A 16,089-nucleotide genomic window follows, 5' to 3' on the forward strand; every position below is an offset into this window, starting at 1 on the left:
TTTTCATGCTGTGAAGGAGGTTATACTTATGGCAACAACCCGCTTAATTTCCATGCATAAAAACAAAGGAAAGTCTATTGCAAAATGTCTTGCAGACCGCATAGATTATGCATTAAATCCTGATAAGACCAATGATGGTAAATATGTTTCTTCCTATGAATGTGACCCCAAAACAGTGAAGGGAGAATTTCTCTTATCTAAGAAAATATATTATAACATTACAGGTAGAGAACAAGAAAATAATGTGATACTTTATCAGATACGCCAGTCCTTTAAGCCGGGAGAAATTACACCAGAACTTGCTAATAAAATTGGCTATGAACTAGGTCTGAGATTTACCAAGGGAAACCATGCCTTTTTTGTAGCCACCCATATAGATAAATCTCATATTCATAATCATATTATATATAATTCTACTTCTTTAGATTGTACAAGAAAGTTTAGGGACTTCTTAGGCTCAGGTAAGGCTGTAGGAAAAATATCTGACCGCATTTGTCTTGAAAATGGACTATCAATTATTGAAAATCCAAAGCGTGGAAAAACTCATTATGGTAAATGGCTTGGAGATAAAAAACCTATTACCCATTCACAAAGATTACGGGGTACTATAGATGAAATTCTTTCAAAAAAACCTATAGATTTTGATGCTTTCCTATTTGAAATGAAACAAGCTGGTTATTCTATTAAGCAAGGAAAATATCTTGTCTTTAAGAATAAAGGACAAAAGAGATTTATTCGTTTGCGTTCTCTTGGAGAGGGTTATTCAGAGGAAGAAATTAAGAAGATTATAAAAGGTGATAAACCTTTTATTAATAAAAAACAAGCAAATGAAAAGCAACAATCTCCTGTCAATCTATTGGTAGATATACAGACAAAATTGCAAGCTGGAAAGGGGGCTGGATATGAACGGTGGGCAAAAATTTTTAACCTCAAACAGATGGCACAAACTATTAATTTTTTAACGGAAAATAATCTACTTGGTTATGAAGATTTAGAGAAAAAAGCACAGACTTCAACAGATAATTTTAATAAAATATCAGCACAAATTAAAGACATTGAAAAGCGTATGAAAGAGATAGGAAATCTTAAAACTCATATAATAAACTATTCAAAAACCCGTGATATTTATACCGCTTACCGTAAGGTAGGATACTCTAAAAAATTCTACGAAGAACATACTACTGATTTACTTTTACACAAAGCTGCAAAGGCTGCTTTTGATGAATTAGATGCTAAGAAAATACCTACGGTAAAGACTTTACAAAGGGAATATACTGAGTTGATTTCTGAAAAAAGAAAAGCCTATACAAAGTATCATTCTACAAAAAAAGAAATGAAAAATATATTGACTGCAAAGGCAAATGTTGACCGTCTTTTAGGAGAAGATTCAGTAGAAAAAGATAAAGAAAAATCACAGAAAGATAGGTGATATTCTTATGAATTTTAAGCTCCCAAAGGGAGCGTAGCCACACAATTTATTGTGTGTTCAGTGGGGATTGGGGATACTCCCCAACAAGCAGATTTGGCGAAAATTCCGTAAGGAAATTTTGAGAAAAATCGCAAGGTGTGTACCACCTTGCCCTGCTTGCCACTTTTGTTTGGGAAAAAGCATAAAACAAAAAGGACGGTTCAAATTTCCGTCCTTTCCTCTGACTTAGCTTCTTGTATTCCATTTGCAGTAGCTGTCATAATGGTTAAATCTTTGTTATCCATTTCATCAAGTAGACTTTCAAGTTGTCTGCGTTGTGTTGATTTTTCCGTTTTTTTATTTGGAAAAAAGAATTGATCTACTGATACATCTAAAATAGTAACAAGTTCATAAAAAATTTGTAGGCTTGGATGTTGTCCGCTGTTTTCAATAGACGCAATATACCGAGGTGCAATGTTCATTTTATCTGCTAATTGATTTCTGGACATTCCCTTTGCATTTCTTGCTTCTTTTATAGCTTGACCCAAAGCCTTGAAATCATATTTTTCAACTTTGCGTTTCATAATTTAGTTCACCCTACTACATTTTACAATTCATCCTTTTGCTTTGGATATGAGTACACATATCATATATATAATGTAAATAAATCAAGATTATAATTTAAAATATTACTATGAAACCTCACTCATAATATATTAACTTTTTACTTACTTTTTAAGCTTGCAGTATTCAAGTACTTTACAGCTATAGAGACCGTACATGAAACTAAAATCATATAAAAAGAATATGTCGATACTCACAATGTAGAAAATCTTGTAGAGAACTTTGCAACAATCTATTATTCATGGGAGATAAACGACAAATTAAATCAATTGATAGTCAAATAAATAAACTGATGTTTGTAAGCTGCTTAATTATCTAATTATTGTGAAATTTATTTATCTATTTTATAGACTATTGATAATTATGAAGCTTGTTTTCCATAAATTAAGATTCTTAATTAATAAACAGAGGTTGACAAAAAACGCTTAACTGCCTATACTGTATATAAGTGTATATGTTAAAAGGATTGATTATAATAATTGTTATTTCAAATTTAAAAGGGGAGAGTCTTTATATGAGAGAATCAATTGTTCAAATTAAAGATTTGGAAAAGAAAATAGGAGATAAGTTGATTATTAAAGGGATTAATTTAAATATTTATACAGGAGAAGTATTTGGTTTCTTAGGACCTAATGGAGCTGGAAAAACGACAACCATACGTATGATGCTAGGATTAATATCCATAACAAAAGGTAAAATTTTAATTCAAGGGCATGACATTGAAAAAGACTTTGAGAATGCAATGCTATATGTTGGGGGGATTGTTGAAAATCCCGATATGTATAAACAACTTTCTGGTTATAAAAATCTTATCCATTATGCAAGAATGCATGGAAAAATTGATGTAAATAGAATTAATCAAGTGGTTAATTTGGTAGGACTTGAAAAAAGGATACATAATAAAGTAAAAACCTACTCTCTTGGAATGAGACAAAGACTCGGAATAGCCCAAGCATTGCTACATTCTCCCTCATTACTTGTATTGGATGAACCGACAAATGGATTAGACCCTGCAGGAATATACGAGATGAGGGAGCTAATTTTAAATTTATCAAGGAAAGAAAATATAACAATATTTATATCTAGTCATTTATTATCTGAAATGGAACAGATGTGCGATAGAATTGGAATTATAAAAAATGGAGAGTTAATAGAAATCAAGGATATTAGTAAAACAGAGGATACTAACATAAAAAGTATTATAGATTTAGTTGCGGTTCCTGAAGATAAAGCTAAATCTATAATCGAGAATTTAAATTATGAATGCCATACTGACAAAGATGATTCAAAGTTTCAAGTATTAATTAAGTTTGAAGAGATACCCAAACTCATAGAGACATTAGTTAAAAAGAATATTAAGGTTTATTCCATTAGCAAGTCAAAAAATAACCTTGAAAATGAGTATCTCAGGGTAACGGGGGAGGAATAAAAATGATTAGAATGTTTAATTTAATACGCAATGAAAATATGAAATTATACTCAAGAGCTAGTACATTGGTTATGTATGGAATTCTTACGGTCTTAGTGGTAGCAATTGCAATAATCATAAATTTCACATTAGTAGATAAAAACCATAATTGGAAGCAAAATCTTATGGAAGAAAATATGTCTTTAGAAGCAAATATATCTCAAATGGATGATTCAAACCTTGCAAAGAAACAACATATTAAAACAATGGCAATAAATAAATATAGGATTGAAAAAGGGATTGCCCCATTGAATCATAATTCGTTTTGGGGACTTATAGTAAATGCAACATCTTTAATTTCTATTATTTCTATATTTGTGATAATAATTGGAACAGGAATACTGACATCAGAATTTTCAGTAGGAACTATAAAATTATTATTAATACGTCCTTTTAAGAGATATAAGATTCTTTTATCAAAGTATTTTACAATAATACTAAATAGCTTATCTATGCTTACAACACTTTTAATTTTGTCAATTATTATTGGCGCTATATTTTTTGGATTTGAAAGTATTAACCAACCATATTTAATATATTCTAATGGGGCGGTAAGGGAAGTAAATATGCTATGGTATATTCTTAGTATATATGGTTATAAAAGTATTAATTTATTAATGATATCTACTTTTGCTTTTATGTTATCAATAATATTTCAAAATAACTCGTTAGCCATAGGTCTCTCAATATTGCTTTTATTTACTGGTAGTTCCATTGTAAATCTACTATCTAGATATACATGGTCAAAATATATATTATTTGCTAATACAAACCTACATGTTTACATGGATGGGATTCCACCTGTGGAAGGTATGACTTTAGGTTTTTCCATAGGAGTGTTACTTATATATTATTTAATATTTATGATTACACCGTTAGCTGTATTTCAAAAAAGAGATGTAGTTGTATAAAGATGACTTATCTGACAGACTATACTGTGGATGTGTACATATGAAAAAGGGGTTGAATTATGAAAATTGTTATTTCAAATTTATCAAGTGTTCCAATTTATGAACAGATAAAAAATCAAGTTATTGAAGCTATCCTTACAGATGAGTTAAAGGAAAATGACAAATTACCTTCAATTAGGAAACTAGCCAAAGATTTGAAAATAAGTGTTATTACTACAACACGTGCTTATAAAGACTTGGAAGAAGAAGGATATGTGGTAAATGTCCAGGGAAAAGGATGTTATGTACTGCCTAAGAATAAAAGCTTAAATTTTGAAAATACAATGTCTAAAATTGAAGATTTGCTTTTTGAAATTTTTGAACTACAAGGACGAATTTCTTTAACTGATGAAGAATTATTAAATGTAATTACAACTTTAAAAGGAGGAATGCACAATGAGTAAGGCAATTAGTTTTAATTCGGTTACTAAACAATACAGTGAATTTACACTAGATAAAGTGAGCTTTGATATACCAAAGGGATTTATTACAGGTTTTATTGGTCCGAATGGCTCAGGCAAGACCACATCTATTAAGTCTTTACTGTCTTTAATAAATCCTGATAGCGGTTTAATCAAGGTTTTCAATAAAGATATTAAATATAGTAAAGATTATTTACAAGAAATTGGTATCGTGATGGATGAATCCTTTTTAGTTAAGGATTGGTTAGTTAAAGATATAAGTAAGAGCTTTTCTATGTTTTATACTTCATGGGATGATATGACCTTTACTAAATATTTAAAACAGTTTTTAATTCCAAAAAATATTAAAATTAAAGAATTATCAAGGGGAATGGCAGTAAAATTGATGTTAGCTATTGCATTATCTCATGATACGAAAATTCTTGTACTTGATGAACCTACTAGTGGACTTGATCCATCTGCACGTGAGGAAATATGTGAAATACTTCAGGAATATGTAGAAGATGACAATAGAACTGTTTTTTTCTCAACCCATATTACAGCAGACTTAGAATCAATTGCAGATTACATTGTCTTTTTGATAGATGGGAATATTGTATATTCTGGAACAAAGGATGGGCTTATAGAACGTTATGTTTTAATAAAAGGTGGCTTAAAAGACTTGGAGTTTTTAGACAATACAAAACTTATTGGAATGAAAAAAGGCAGTACTTTTTTTGAAGCAATTATTGATAAAAATCTTATAAGGAAAAATGATAAACTGGTTATTGAACCTGCTTCACTTGAGAAGCTGATTATATTTTTTAATAGGGGGGCAAAACATGAAAAAAATAAGTAATCTTCTAAAATTGGATTTTATGATAATTAAACCATATATAACCTTTATACATTTATTCATATTTCTTGCTGTTACACTGTATACGTCATACAGTAATGCTTCACCTATTTCTTCTATAATATTAATTCTAATGTTTACTATGTTATATGCTTCATATCCTTTTGCTATAGTTGACCAAAATGGTGTTGATTCCTTATATACTATTTTTGGACTTAATAAAAAAGATGTTATTAAAGGCAGATATGCATTTCTTTTAGCAATTAATATACTTGGGGCGACTATTGGAATTGCTATAAGTTTTATTTTGTCTATGATTTTTAAAACTGAATTTATTTTAAAGGAAGTATTAATCATAACAATTTCAACAATTTTAGCATTGTCCACCACACAATTTATTCAGTATCCAATATTATTTAAAAATGGTTATTTAAAGTCAAAAGCCACTCCCTATTTACCATTTGCAATTGTTGGTTTAATAGTTATATCTGGCGAATTGTTATTTAAAGACCAAACTTTGATATTTATTAATAAAGTTACTCAATTTTTTGTATTTAATCCTATACTAGGTGCTTTCGGTGTATTAATAATTTGGTTAGTTCTTTTATTTATTTCATATAGAACATCGTATAAATATTATATTCGGAGAGAATTCTAGCACCAAGTATAGTTGATTTGCTTTTTATAATTTATTAAATCTTGGTATATTTGACTTGATAGACAACTTTTATATTAGGCTTCATGGTGATAGATACATATGCAATAGGATTTTTTGGATGGATAGTTTATAGAAAGCAAGTACCTGTAATAGTCACATAAATAGTAAATTTAAAATCATTCTCTGCTGACTGTGACGATGCTTAATTTATAATTAGTGAAAGAACTTTATATAATCATATCAACAGCATTTATGAAAAATTTGGAGTAGACAACATTATAGAGGCCTATAATTGTGCTATGGAATTAGGGTATCTTGAACCTAAATTTTAGATGGTTTAATTTAATAAAACATAATTAATTTAATATAATATAATATAATACCGACTTCAGCGGAAATAAAAAAACCGTTGTTGTGCGGTCAGATAGTTGTGCTAAACGGAAATATTATAGCTTGATGGCGGTTTTGAAATAACAATCAAAGCCGCCGTTTTTCTTTTCTTAAAACTAGACATATAGGAGTGGTTTTTCAGGGATACGGCGGTATCGAGGAGGTATCGCCGTGTCTATTTTTTATTACCATAAGCCATATAAATTCTATCCATTAAAAAAGCCTATATCCCCCAATGGGATATTATTGCTATCAATATGAACACACATATCATGTAACAAACATATATAGTTCCAAAAATGCTCGACTGTATTTTCAGTCGGGCATTTTTGCGTTTAATTTAAAGTTTTTTAAAAAAGTTTCTCAAAAGTTTGGCAGTTTTGCAATTTCTACCGTAGTAGTGGTGAAAGGGGAACAAGGAAATCACCACCCGAAAGGGGGTGAGAATGTGAAACCTAGTAACCATGAACAAAGTAAAAGACACACCTTTGATAGTTTTTGTAAAAAAATCCTCAAGCATGAAGCAAGAGATTATTATGACGAATTAAAACGACAACGCAGCAAGGAAAAGACTTTTTCAGATTTGTCTGCAAAGGAAATGGAACAGCTTTACACAGTAGATAAATACTTTGTAACTGAGGAAATTTTCAATGTGCTAGACCTTAATATCATTGTTACAGATGATCTTATCATCAAAGCTTTACAAAGTTTGCCAGAGTGCAAACGAGATATTATTCTTCTTTCCTATTTCTTAGAATTATCTGATAGAGAAATAGGGGACAAGCTTAATATGCTGCGTTCTACTGTGCAGTATCAAAGGACAAGAACTTTACAACAGATAAAAACTTTTATGGAGGGAGATGTCTATGAGTAACAAAGTAAAAAATAATCATCTACTTTCCTACCCACTTATCGCATTAGCTTCAAGTGGTGATGTTGACGCTATCAATACCGTTCTAAAGCATTATGAAGGGTATATAGCTACATTATCTACAAGGCAGCTATACGATGAGAGTGGCAATCCACATCTTTGTGTGGATGAGACATTACGCCGGAGATTGGAAACAAAATTGATTACCAAAATCTTAGCCTTTAATGTAGCTTAACAGACAAAGCCATATGAGAAGTACATCCCCTTTCTATATTTCTCTTTTATGGCTTTCCTAATATAATAGCAATGTTCTTTGACAAAGAAAGCAGGCCAGATAACGGCTTTGCAGTATAAAGTAAAACGGATACATTCCATTTATAAATAGCCAAGAGACTGATGCGCCAAGACCTCTATCTAGGGGGAGCGAAAAATATCCAGCCTTAAAGCAAATGTGGCAGTTTGCAGGCGATGACATATAAATGGGACAATGATACTCCCCTATAGCCACCGTCCGAGCGTTAAAAGCGTCGCAGGCAATGGGTAGGGTTTCAGCAGAATGCTGAAAGGGTAAAACCCCGTGGAGCTGTGCCAACAGCCGTCCGTTTTTACTTAAAATAAAATATTGTGATAGGAGGTATTTTAATGGAAAGAAAAGCAATAAAAAAAGATACCTACCTTCTTATGTTTAAAAAATATCCAGATGTAGTGGATGTGGAACAAATGAGTGAAATGATTGGAATAAGTACAAAGACAGCGTACAAATTGCTTAGAGAAAATAAGATCAAGCATTTCAAGATTGGAAGAACTTATAAAATTCCAAAGCTTAATATTTTACTTTATATAAATGTTCTTTGAAAATTTATTCTACTGCGTCACAAGATTGTAAGCAGTCAATTTAGCTGATATACTTAAGTTGTCAGTGGTAGGTGATTGACTGCTATTATTTTAGGAGGGACTAATATGGTAGCAGGACACTTACGAAAACAAAATGGATATTTTCAAATGATATTAAGTTACAAGGATGGTGATGGAAAAAGGCGTACAAAATCAATTAGTACAAGATTACCAATAAAGGGGAATCAAAAACGTGCTGAAGCTATGCTTTTGGAAACAAGAAAGAACTTTAATCCAGAAGATGCCATGACGGATAAAAATACTCCCTTTCATAAATTTCTTGAAAAATGGCTGAAAGATAATAGCAAAAGTATAGGTATTGAAACATTTGCTTTATACTCATACAACATAAGAATGTTCATTAAACCCTACTTTAAAAAATCAAAGATTCCTATATGTGATTTAAAAAGCTCACATATAGAAAGTTATTACAATCATGAGAAATCAGAGAATCATGCTAGTAAAATGGTTATCCTGCAATTACATGAGGTAATTACTATTTCTCTTGATTATGCAGTAGAACTCGGATGGATTGATAGCAACCCAGCAAAAAATATTAACCCAGCCACAGATGAGGTATCTATACTCTTTACAGACTTTATGCTTGAATGGTTGGAAATGATGAAATCTAGTGTAGAAAAAACAACATACGCTTCCTATAGTAATACAGTAGAAAGACGAATTGTACCCTATTTTTTAGAAAAGAAGTACACACTTACAGAAATGGAAGAAAACCCTAAATATATTCAAGATTATTATCAATATGAATTAAATTTAGGATTAACAGCAAACACAGTTATTCATCGTCATGCTAATATCCGTAAGGCATTGCAATATGCCTTTCAACTTCATCTAATTAAATCTAATCCAGCTGATCGAGTAGAACGACCTAAAAAAGAGAAATATATTGCAAGTTACTATAATCCGGAGGAACTTAGCACATTATTTGAAGTTTCCAAAGGTGATCCTATGGAGCTGGCAATTATCTTAGCATCTTTCTATGGGTTGCGTAGAAGTGAAATAGTTGGTTTGAAATGGGATGCTATTGATTTTAAAGCTAAAACAATCACAATACAATATACTGTTACAGAGGCAAATATGGCTGATGGTAAGGGAAGTATTATTGTAGAAAAAGAACGGACAAAATCTAAGTCTAGTAGACGCATATTACCACTAGTAAAACCTTTTGAGGATTTACTTATCAAAATGTATATTGAGCAGAAAAAAAATAGAAAACTATGCGGTAATTGTTATTGTAATGACTACTTGGAGTTTATATATGTCAATGAGCTTGGTGAAAGAATAAAGCCAGGGTATTTGACACAACACTTCCCAATTTTATTGAAAAACAATAACTTGAGAAGAATTAGGTTCCATGATTTAAGACATTCTTGTGCTAGCCTCTTATATGCTAACGGAGTGAGTTTGAAAGAAATACAGGAATGGTTAGGTCATAGTGATATCTCAACAACCTCAAATACTTATACCCACTTAGACTATAGTAGCAAGGTTTCCTCTGCTAATGCAATTTTGCCTGTATTTCCATCAAAGAAATCAGAGCCACAGGTAGAGATTAAAAGTGACGAAGAAATGCAGGCAATAAAAAAACTCTATAGTACAAACTAAAGAGTTTCTAAAAATGGTGCCGGTAGTGGGACTCGAACCCACACACCCTTGCGGATAACAGATTTTGAGTCTGTCTTGTCTGCCAATTCCAACACACCGGCCTATATTTTAAAATCCAAAACACTTACTTATCCTAAAAGATTTAAGAGGGATATGTAAGAGGGATATTAAAAACAAAGTAATTTATTTAGTTATAGAAACCTTCATATATCAAGGCTTCAGCTATATGTGTATATGGTACACGCAGTTGATTTTGAGTCCAGCACGTCTGCCAATTCCATCACTTCGGCTTGTAAGTGATATAATAGCATAAAATGAATGCTATTACAATAGTTAAAGTTCAATTTCTTTATTTTTAACCCGGCTTATTATATACTAAGTGTAGGGAATAAATAATTTAGAATAATATAAATGGAGGATACATGAAAAGAATTTTACTGATAGATGGATCAAGTATGATTTTTCGTGCTTTTTATGCAATAAGGGATTTAACTACGAAAGACGGTATACCGACCAATGGAGTATACGGTTTTTTAAGCATGTATTATAAGATGATAGATGAATACGATCCCGATTATATTTTAGTGGCTTTTGACAGGTCTGGACCGACTTTTAGAGAAAAGGATTATAAGGATTACAAAGCGAACAGACAACAGACGCCTTCTGAATTAAGTGCACAGTTCGGAATACTAAAGGATGTACTTGATTCCATGGGAGTAAGTCATATTGATATTGATGAATATGAAGCTGATGATATTATTGGGACACTGTCTACTGAATTTAATAAACTTGGTATTGAATCAGTAATCGTCACCGGAGATAGGGACTATCTGCAGCTGGTTGATGGTGATACTAAGGTTGTACTCACTAAAAGAGGTATAACCCAAACAGAAGTCTACACGCCAGATATTATAAAAGAGGAATTCGGACTGGAGCCAAAACAATTAATAGATGTTAAAGGTTTTATGGGAGATCAGTCGGATAATATTCCGGGTGTTCCGGGAGTTGGAGAAAAGACGGCCTTAAAGTTAATAAAAGAATATGGCAGCATGGAGTCCGTGTATGAAAACCTTGATAATATATCCGGTAAGGTATTAAAAAAGAACTTGGAAGACTATCATGAAATTGCACTTATGAGTAAAAAGTTGGGAGAGATTTATGTAAATGTACCACTAGACTTAGAAATTGACAATTACAAATTTAAGGACCCTGATTATCCTGCATTAAAAGAAAAATTTGAAAGATTGGAATTTAGAACATTTGCAAGCAGAGTGCCGATAGATGATGATACAGAAGAGTTCATTACTGAATATGTAGTTCTAAATGATGATTCCATAAAGGACTTGGTAGAAGAGGTTAAAAAGTCAAAATCATTTACTTTTAAACTATTCTATGATGAAGAATCCTATATAAAATCAAATGTATCTGCAATTGGGATAAAAGCAGCAGGCAATCCCGCCATATATGTATCCAGGATTGCAAATGAAGACAATGACTCAGCTAAAGGAGTGCAGTTAAATTTAACAGAAGAGATTGTAGAAGAAGATGATGTAAGCAGTATAAACTATACTGATTTAATAGATGGCAGACTATCAGAAATCTTTACTGAAAATTCTTATACAAAGCTTTCTTTTGACATAAAATCAGATATTTTCTTCTTTCTAAAACACGGTATTTCATTGGAAAACTATAGGGATGTTATGATATCCGATTATCTTGTCGATCCTTCTCAAACCAGTTATAGCATAGAAAAACAAGCTCTCAAGTATCTAAATAAGAGTATTATTTCCTATGAAGAACTTACCGGAAAAGGAAAGAATAAAAAGAAGCTTTCAGAACTGCCCGATGATAAACTCTTCCAATTTATCTCTGAATATGTGACGATAACTGAAAGAGTATATCCCGTACTGGATGAAATAATTGAAGAAAGAGAAATGCACGAATTATATTATGAAATCGAGCTTCCGCTTATAAAAGTACTTGCTGATATGGAGAGAACAGGCTTTAAAGTTGACATTGATGAATTAAGAAATATGGGCAAGGAACTGGAAAAGAAGATTAGCGCTCTAGAGCTCAAGATTTATGAACTGGCAGGTATGGAATTCAATATTGCATCACCCAAACAACTTGGAGAAGTACTATTTGATAAATTGGGACTACCTGTAATTAAGAAAACTAAAACGGGCTACTCAACCGACGCTGAAGTCTTGGACAAGCTCTATGATAAACACGAAATAATTGAATCAATTTTGGAATATCGAAGCGTTTCAAAATTAATGAGTACCTATATAGACGGCTTGATTCCACTTATCGGTAGTGATGGAAGGATACACTCAACCTTTAGACAGAATATTACAGCTACGGGTAGAATTAGCTCAACTGAACCTAATCTACAGAACATACCCATAAAAACAGAGGAAGGCAGAAAGATAAGAAAAGCTTTCGTTGCTTCCAAAGGTTATAAACTGGTGGACGCCGACTATTCTCAGATTGAATTAAGAGTACTGGCACATCTATCGGGTGACAAAGTCATGATAGACGCATTTAAAAATGACGAAGATATTCACACAAAAACCGCTTCAGAAGTCTTTCACGTTGGTATGGACGAAGTAACTCCGCTGATGAGATCAAGAGCGAAAGCCGTAAACTTCGGGATAGTATATGGAATAAGTGACTACGGTCTATCTAGAGACCTTGACATCCCCAGGTCAGAATCTAAAGAATATATAGACAAATATCTAGCTACTTATCCGGATATTAAAAAATACATGGCAGATATTATAGTCTCCGGTAAAGAATTGGGTTATGTTGAAACCATATTAAATAGAAGAAGATACATTCCTGAGCTGAAATCCAAGAATTTCAATATTAGGGGATTTGGTGAGAGAATTGCACTTAATACGCCAATACAGGGATCTGCAGCCGATATTATCAAGATAGCTATGGTAAGGGTATACGATGTATTGAAAAAGGATGGATTAAAATCCAGATTAATCCTACAAGTTCACGATGAGTTAATTATCGAAGCTGCTGAAGACGAGTTAGATACTATAAAACAAATGGTAGTCAAAATCATGGAAGATGCTCATAAACTAAGTGTTGACTTAAAAACCGATATTAATATTGGAGATTCATGGTATGACTCAAAATAAAATTATCGTTATAACAGGAGGGATAGCCTCAGGTAAATCATCTGTATGTAATATTTTAAAAAAATATAATGAAATTGTTATCAGTAGCGATGAAAAAGTTAGTGGAATTTATGATATAATGGAAGTCAAAGAAAAAGTTATTAAAGAATTTGGTAACTTAATTTTAGATGAGAATGGAAATGTCGATAAAGCCAAATTGAGGCTGGAGTTATTTGAAAATCCTGAAAAGCTTCCAGCCTTGAATAAAATCACCCATCCGGTTATAATGGATAGGGTAAAAAACTGTGTCGATATGTATAAAAATAAGAGGATATTTGTGGAAATACCAGTTTATTTTGAATCAAAAGCACTGATTGACAAGGTTTTAGACATTTATAAAGTCATCTATATCGATGCAGATGTCGATACAAGAGTTGCAAGATTAATTAGAAGATCTGGACTTGAAAAAGCAGAAGCAGAAGCATTTGTCAGACTTCAAATGCCTGATGACGACAAGAAAAAAAGTTCAGATATATTAATATATAACGACTTTGATCTGATTTCACTTGAAGAGAAAATCATCGATGTATTAAATTTATTATAGAGATAATGAGGTGAACGATGAAAGCACTCAAAAACCTATTTTTATTGATAATAATAATTGCATTATTGTCTGTAGGTATGTCTTTAGCACTGATAACTATGAAGACAGTTGATACTAAAGTTAAATATATAGATATAATTGATAAGTACAGTAAACAGTATAATTCAGATCCACTTATGATTGCAGCTATTATTAAAGTAGAGTCTGACTTTGATACAAATGCTGTTTCTCCTATGAATGCCAAGGGATTAATGCAAATCGTCCCTGATACAGGGAAGTGGATATCTGAAAGACTGGAAGAAGAGTATCATGATGATAAACTCCATGATCCGGATTACAATATTCATCTAGGCGCTTATTATTATGAATATCTATATGAACATTTTGGAGATGTTGAGATTGCTCTTGCAGCATATAATGGCGGTATGGGCAATGTCGAGGAATGGTTAAAAGATCCGAATATTTCGTACCATGGAGATAAATTGGATAATATTCCATTTGGTGAAACAAAAAACTATGTTGAAAAAGTTATGAATACTTACAAAACATATAAACTTTTTTACGAAAACGAGCTTCCAAATCAAGCAGAATTCGATAATCCCATCAGTTTGATATGGAACAACTACAAAGCATTTGTCAAAGATATAATTAAAAGCTTTTAGAACAATGAATACCTATTAAGCATTATTAATTATTGACTATTGAAAAAATATGAAAATGCTATATAATAAGAACAGTAAGAAAAAAGCAGAAGTGGTGGAATTGGTAGACACGCTATCTTGAGGGGGTAGTGAGCGAATGCTCATGGGGGTTCGAGTCCCCCTTTCTGCACCAATAAGCAATTATAAATTAAATAAATGTGAGGTGGAGTTACATGAGTCTTGAAAACGCAAGTTTCAAAGGCGGAGTACATATGCATGATTTCAAAGAATTGACATGCAACAAGCCTGTGATTACAGGCGAAAGTCCAACATCTGTAACCATTGCTCTCCAGCAGCATATCGGGGTACCTTGTGAAAGTTTGGTCAAGGTTGGGGATCGTGTATTAGTCGGAGAGAAAATTGGTGAGTCTAAAGCTTTTATGTCTATTCCGGTTCATTCAAGTGTTTCCGGTGAAGTAAAATCAATCTCAGAAATTATTACCCCATCAGGAGTAAAATGTAAAGCAGTGACTATCGAGTCGGATGGACTTGATGAGATAGGTTATAATGTCGTTAATAGAACGATTAATGACGTAAGCAAGGAAGAGATAGTAGAGATTATCAAAGAGGCAGGAATAGCAGGTCTAGGTGGAGCAGCTTTCCCAACTTTTATAAAATTATCTCCTCCGGAAGGTATAAAAATAGATACCGTATTAGTTAATGGTGCTGAATGTGAGCCTTATTTAACAGCTGACCAAAAAATCATGGAAATGGAAACCGATAAAGTAGTCGGAGGATTAAAAATTGCCATGAAAGCGGTAGATGCTGAGAAGGGCTTTATTTGTATTGAAACAAATAAACCTGATGCTATAGCTAAAATGAAGGAAGCCGTTAAGGACGAACCTTCAATTGAGGTAGTGACTCTTAAGCCCAAGTATCCACAAGGTGACGAGAAAAGGATTATCGATGCAGCTACTAAAAGACATGTGCCTTCAGGTGGATTACCTATGGATGTCGGAGTAGTAGTTATCAATGCTTATACATCTCATAGCATCTATGAAGCAGTAACGACAGGCAAACCGTTATATGAGAGAATCGTAACCGTTACAGGAAATGCATTAAACTCTCCTGTCAACGTGATGGCAAAAGTAGGCGTACCTCTAAGATATCTACTAGAAGCTGCAGAAGGCTTCAAAACAAAACCGGGTAAGGTAATAATCGGTGGGCCTATGATGGGTGAAGCTCAGTTTTCAATAGATGCACCTACTGTTAAAGCAACAGGTGGAGTATTGGTTATGACTGAAGAAGAAGCAAGACCACATAGAGTAGAAGCTTGTATAAAATGTGGTAAATGCTTAGATGTTTGTCCTGTATTTTTACAACCACTCTACTTAGAATCAATGGTTAGATTTGATCAATACGAGTCTGCCAGAGAACTAAAGATAATGGATTGTATTGAATGCGGTTCATGTTCTTTCATTTGTCCTGCAAAAAGACCTCTATTGGAGACTATAAGACTGGGCAAGAGAGAGATTAGAAAAAATTCACAAAGGGTATAATAGGAGGA

General features: G+C 32.5%; 15 protein-coding genes, 2 tRNA genes and 1 pseudogene. 16 read left to right on the plus strand and 2 right to left on the minus strand.

Features of this window, described 5'->3' with window-relative positions; translation table 11 throughout:
• The first annotated feature begins 28 nt into the window (after nucleotides 1-28).
• A complete protein-coding gene (locus VZL98_04050) occupies nucleotides 29-1,429 on the plus strand; it encodes a relaxase/mobilization nuclease domain-containing protein (GenBank protein ID WVH64122.1) in 1,401 nt (466 codons plus the stop codon).
• A 200-nt stretch (nucleotides 1,430-1,629) separates the two neighbouring features.
• Here VZL98_04050 and VZL98_04055 read toward each other — a convergent pair whose 3' ends face one another.
• Nucleotides 1,630-1,992, minus strand: a complete 363-nt coding sequence (locus VZL98_04055; protein ID WVH64123.1) for a helix-turn-helix transcriptional regulator — start codon at nucleotides 1,990-1,992, stop codon at nucleotides 1,630-1,632.
• A gap of 159 nt (nucleotides 1,993-2,151) precedes the next feature.
• Between VZL98_04055 and VZL98_04060 the strand changes: the two are divergent.
• From VZL98_04060 to VZL98_04105, 10 genes and pseudogenes are all read left to right on the plus strand, one after another.
• Nucleotides 2,152-2,292 (plus strand): annotated as a pseudogene (locus tag VZL98_04060) (conjugal transfer protein).
• A gap of 254 nt (nucleotides 2,293-2,546) precedes the next feature.
• The gene (locus VZL98_04065) at nucleotides 2,547-3,461 is read left to right on the plus strand and encodes an ABC transporter ATP-binding protein (protein WVH64124.1); all 915 of its coding nucleotides are present in this window, start codon (nucleotides 2,547-2,549) and stop codon (nucleotides 3,459-3,461) included.
• A 2-nt stretch (nucleotides 3,462-3,463) separates the two neighbouring features.
• Nucleotides 3,464-4,411, plus strand: coding sequence for an ABC transporter permease subunit (locus VZL98_04070; protein ID WVH64125.1), 948 nt, complete (start codon nucleotides 3,464-3,466; stop codon nucleotides 4,409-4,411).
• A gap of 59 nt (nucleotides 4,412-4,470) precedes the next feature.
• The gene (locus tag VZL98_04075; protein ID WVH64126.1) at nucleotides 4,471-4,854 is read left to right on the plus strand and encodes a GntR family transcriptional regulator; all 384 of its coding nucleotides are present in this window, start codon (nucleotides 4,471-4,473) and stop codon (nucleotides 4,852-4,854) included.
• Nucleotides 4,847-5,710 (plus strand): ABC transporter ATP-binding protein, encoded by an 864-nt coding sequence (locus VZL98_04080; protein ID WVH64127.1) that lies wholly within the window; start codon nucleotides 4,847-4,849, stop codon nucleotides 5,708-5,710. Before VZL98_04075 ends, VZL98_04080 begins: the two co-directional genes overlap by 8 nt.
• Nucleotides 5,694-6,365, plus strand: a complete 672-nt coding sequence (locus VZL98_04085; GenBank protein WVH64128.1) for an ABC-2 transporter permease — start codon at nucleotides 5,694-5,696, stop codon at nucleotides 6,363-6,365. The genes VZL98_04080 and VZL98_04085 overlap by 17 nt, the downstream gene beginning before the upstream one ends.
• 838 nt (nucleotides 6,366-7,203) lie before the next feature.
• Nucleotides 7,204-7,629, plus strand: coding sequence for a sigma-70 family RNA polymerase sigma factor (locus tag VZL98_04090; GenBank protein ID WVH64129.1), 426 nt, complete (start codon nucleotides 7,204-7,206; stop codon nucleotides 7,627-7,629).
• Complete coding sequence (locus VZL98_04095) at nucleotides 7,622-7,861, plus strand: helix-turn-helix domain-containing protein (protein ID WVH64130.1); 240 nt, start codon at nucleotides 7,622-7,624, stop codon at nucleotides 7,859-7,861. The genes VZL98_04090 and VZL98_04095 overlap by 8 nt, the downstream gene beginning before the upstream one ends.
• 407 nt (nucleotides 7,862-8,268) lie before the next feature.
• Nucleotides 8,269-8,481, plus strand: coding sequence for a helix-turn-helix domain-containing protein (locus tag VZL98_04100; protein WVH64131.1), 213 nt, complete (start codon nucleotides 8,269-8,271; stop codon nucleotides 8,479-8,481).
• Nucleotides 8,482-8,586: 105 nt separating this feature from the next.
• Nucleotides 8,587-10,146, plus strand: a complete 1,560-nt coding sequence (locus VZL98_04105) for a tyrosine-type recombinase/integrase (protein ID WVH64132.1) — start codon at nucleotides 8,587-8,589, stop codon at nucleotides 10,144-10,146.
• A 14-nt stretch (nucleotides 10,147-10,160) separates the two neighbouring features.
• Here VZL98_04105 and VZL98_04110 read toward each other — a convergent pair.
• Nucleotides 10,161-10,247: transfer RNA gene (locus tag VZL98_04110), tRNA-Leu, on the minus strand.
• Between the two features lie 321 nt (nucleotides 10,248-10,568).
• Here VZL98_04110 and polA point away from each other — a divergent pair.
• The 5 genes from polA (at nucleotide 10,569) to rsxC (ending at nucleotide 16,081) form a co-directional block, all read left to right on the plus strand.
• Complete coding sequence (polA, locus tag VZL98_04115; protein WVH64133.1) at nucleotides 10,569-13,298, plus strand: DNA polymerase I; 2,730 nt, start codon at nucleotides 10,569-10,571, stop codon at nucleotides 13,296-13,298.
• Nucleotides 13,285-13,881 carry a dephospho-CoA kinase gene (gene coaE, locus VZL98_04120; GenBank protein WVH64134.1) on the plus strand — a complete coding sequence of 199 codons (597 nt, stop codon included), beginning with the start codon at nucleotides 13,285-13,287 and terminating at the stop codon, nucleotides 13,879-13,881. Before polA ends, coaE begins: the two co-directional genes overlap by 14 nt.
• Nucleotides 13,882-13,898: 17 nt before the next feature.
• Complete coding sequence (locus tag VZL98_04125) at nucleotides 13,899-14,543, plus strand: lytic transglycosylase domain-containing protein (protein WVH64135.1); 645 nt, start codon at nucleotides 13,899-13,901, stop codon at nucleotides 14,541-14,543.
• 85 nt (nucleotides 14,544-14,628) lie between these two features.
• A tRNA-Leu gene (locus tag VZL98_04130) sits at nucleotides 14,629-14,715 on the plus strand.
• Nucleotides 14,716-14,755: 40 nt separating this feature from the next.
• Nucleotides 14,756-16,081 (plus strand): electron transport complex subunit RsxC, encoded by a 1,326-nt coding sequence (gene rsxC, locus VZL98_04135; GenBank protein WVH64136.1) that lies wholly within the window; start codon nucleotides 14,756-14,758, stop codon nucleotides 16,079-16,081.
• Nucleotides 16,082-16,089: the final 8 nt, after the last annotated feature.

This window comes from Peptoniphilaceae bacterium AMB_02 (genome assembly GCA_036321625.1).
GTDB classification, from domain to species: Bacteria; Bacillota; Clostridia; order Tissierellales; family Peptoniphilaceae; genus Microaceticoccus; species Microaceticoccus formicicus.

Excerpts from the sequence above, each read along its gene's own strand:
- VZL98_04085 (WVH64128.1), top strand. The coding sequence starts at position 5,694 with ATGAAAAAAATAAGTAATCTTCTAAAATTGGATTTTATGATAATTAAA.
- VZL98_04105 (WVH64132.1), top strand. The coding sequence starts at position 8,587 with ATGGTAGCAGGACACTTACGAAAACAAAATGGATATTTTCAAATGATA.
- polA (WVH64133.1), top strand. The coding sequence starts at position 10,569 with ATGAAAAGAATTTTACTGATAGATGGATCAAGTATGATTTTTCGTGCT.
- VZL98_04070 (WVH64125.1), top strand. The coding sequence starts at position 3,464 with ATGATTAGAATGTTTAATTTAATACGCAATGAAAATATGAAATTATAC.
- VZL98_04050 (WVH64122.1), top strand. The coding sequence starts at position 29 with ATGGCAACAACCCGCTTAATTTCCATGCATAAAAACAAAGGAAAGTCT.
- VZL98_04055 (WVH64123.1), bottom strand. The coding sequence starts at position 1,992 with ATGAAACGCAAAGTTGAAAAATATGATTTCAAGGCTTTGGGTCAAGCT.
- VZL98_04065 (WVH64124.1), top strand. The coding sequence starts at position 2,547 with ATGAGAGAATCAATTGTTCAAATTAAAGATTTGGAAAAGAAAATAGGA.
- VZL98_04100 (WVH64131.1), top strand. The coding sequence starts at position 8,269 with ATGGAAAGAAAAGCAATAAAAAAAGATACCTACCTTCTTATGTTTAAA.
- rsxC (WVH64136.1), top strand. The coding sequence starts at position 14,756 with ATGAGTCTTGAAAACGCAAGTTTCAAAGGCGGAGTACATATGCATGAT.
- VZL98_04125 (WVH64135.1), top strand. The coding sequence starts at position 13,899 with ATGAAAGCACTCAAAAACCTATTTTTATTGATAATAATAATTGCATTA.
- coaE (WVH64134.1), top strand. The coding sequence starts at position 13,285 with ATGACTCAAAATAAAATTATCGTTATAACAGGAGGGATAGCCTCAGGT.
- VZL98_04075 (WVH64126.1), top strand. The coding sequence starts at position 4,471 with ATGAAAATTGTTATTTCAAATTTATCAAGTGTTCCAATTTATGAACAG.
- VZL98_04095 (WVH64130.1), top strand. The coding sequence starts at position 7,622 with ATGAGTAACAAAGTAAAAAATAATCATCTACTTTCCTACCCACTTATC.
- VZL98_04080 (WVH64127.1), top strand. The coding sequence starts at position 4,847 with ATGAGTAAGGCAATTAGTTTTAATTCGGTTACTAAACAATACAGTGAA.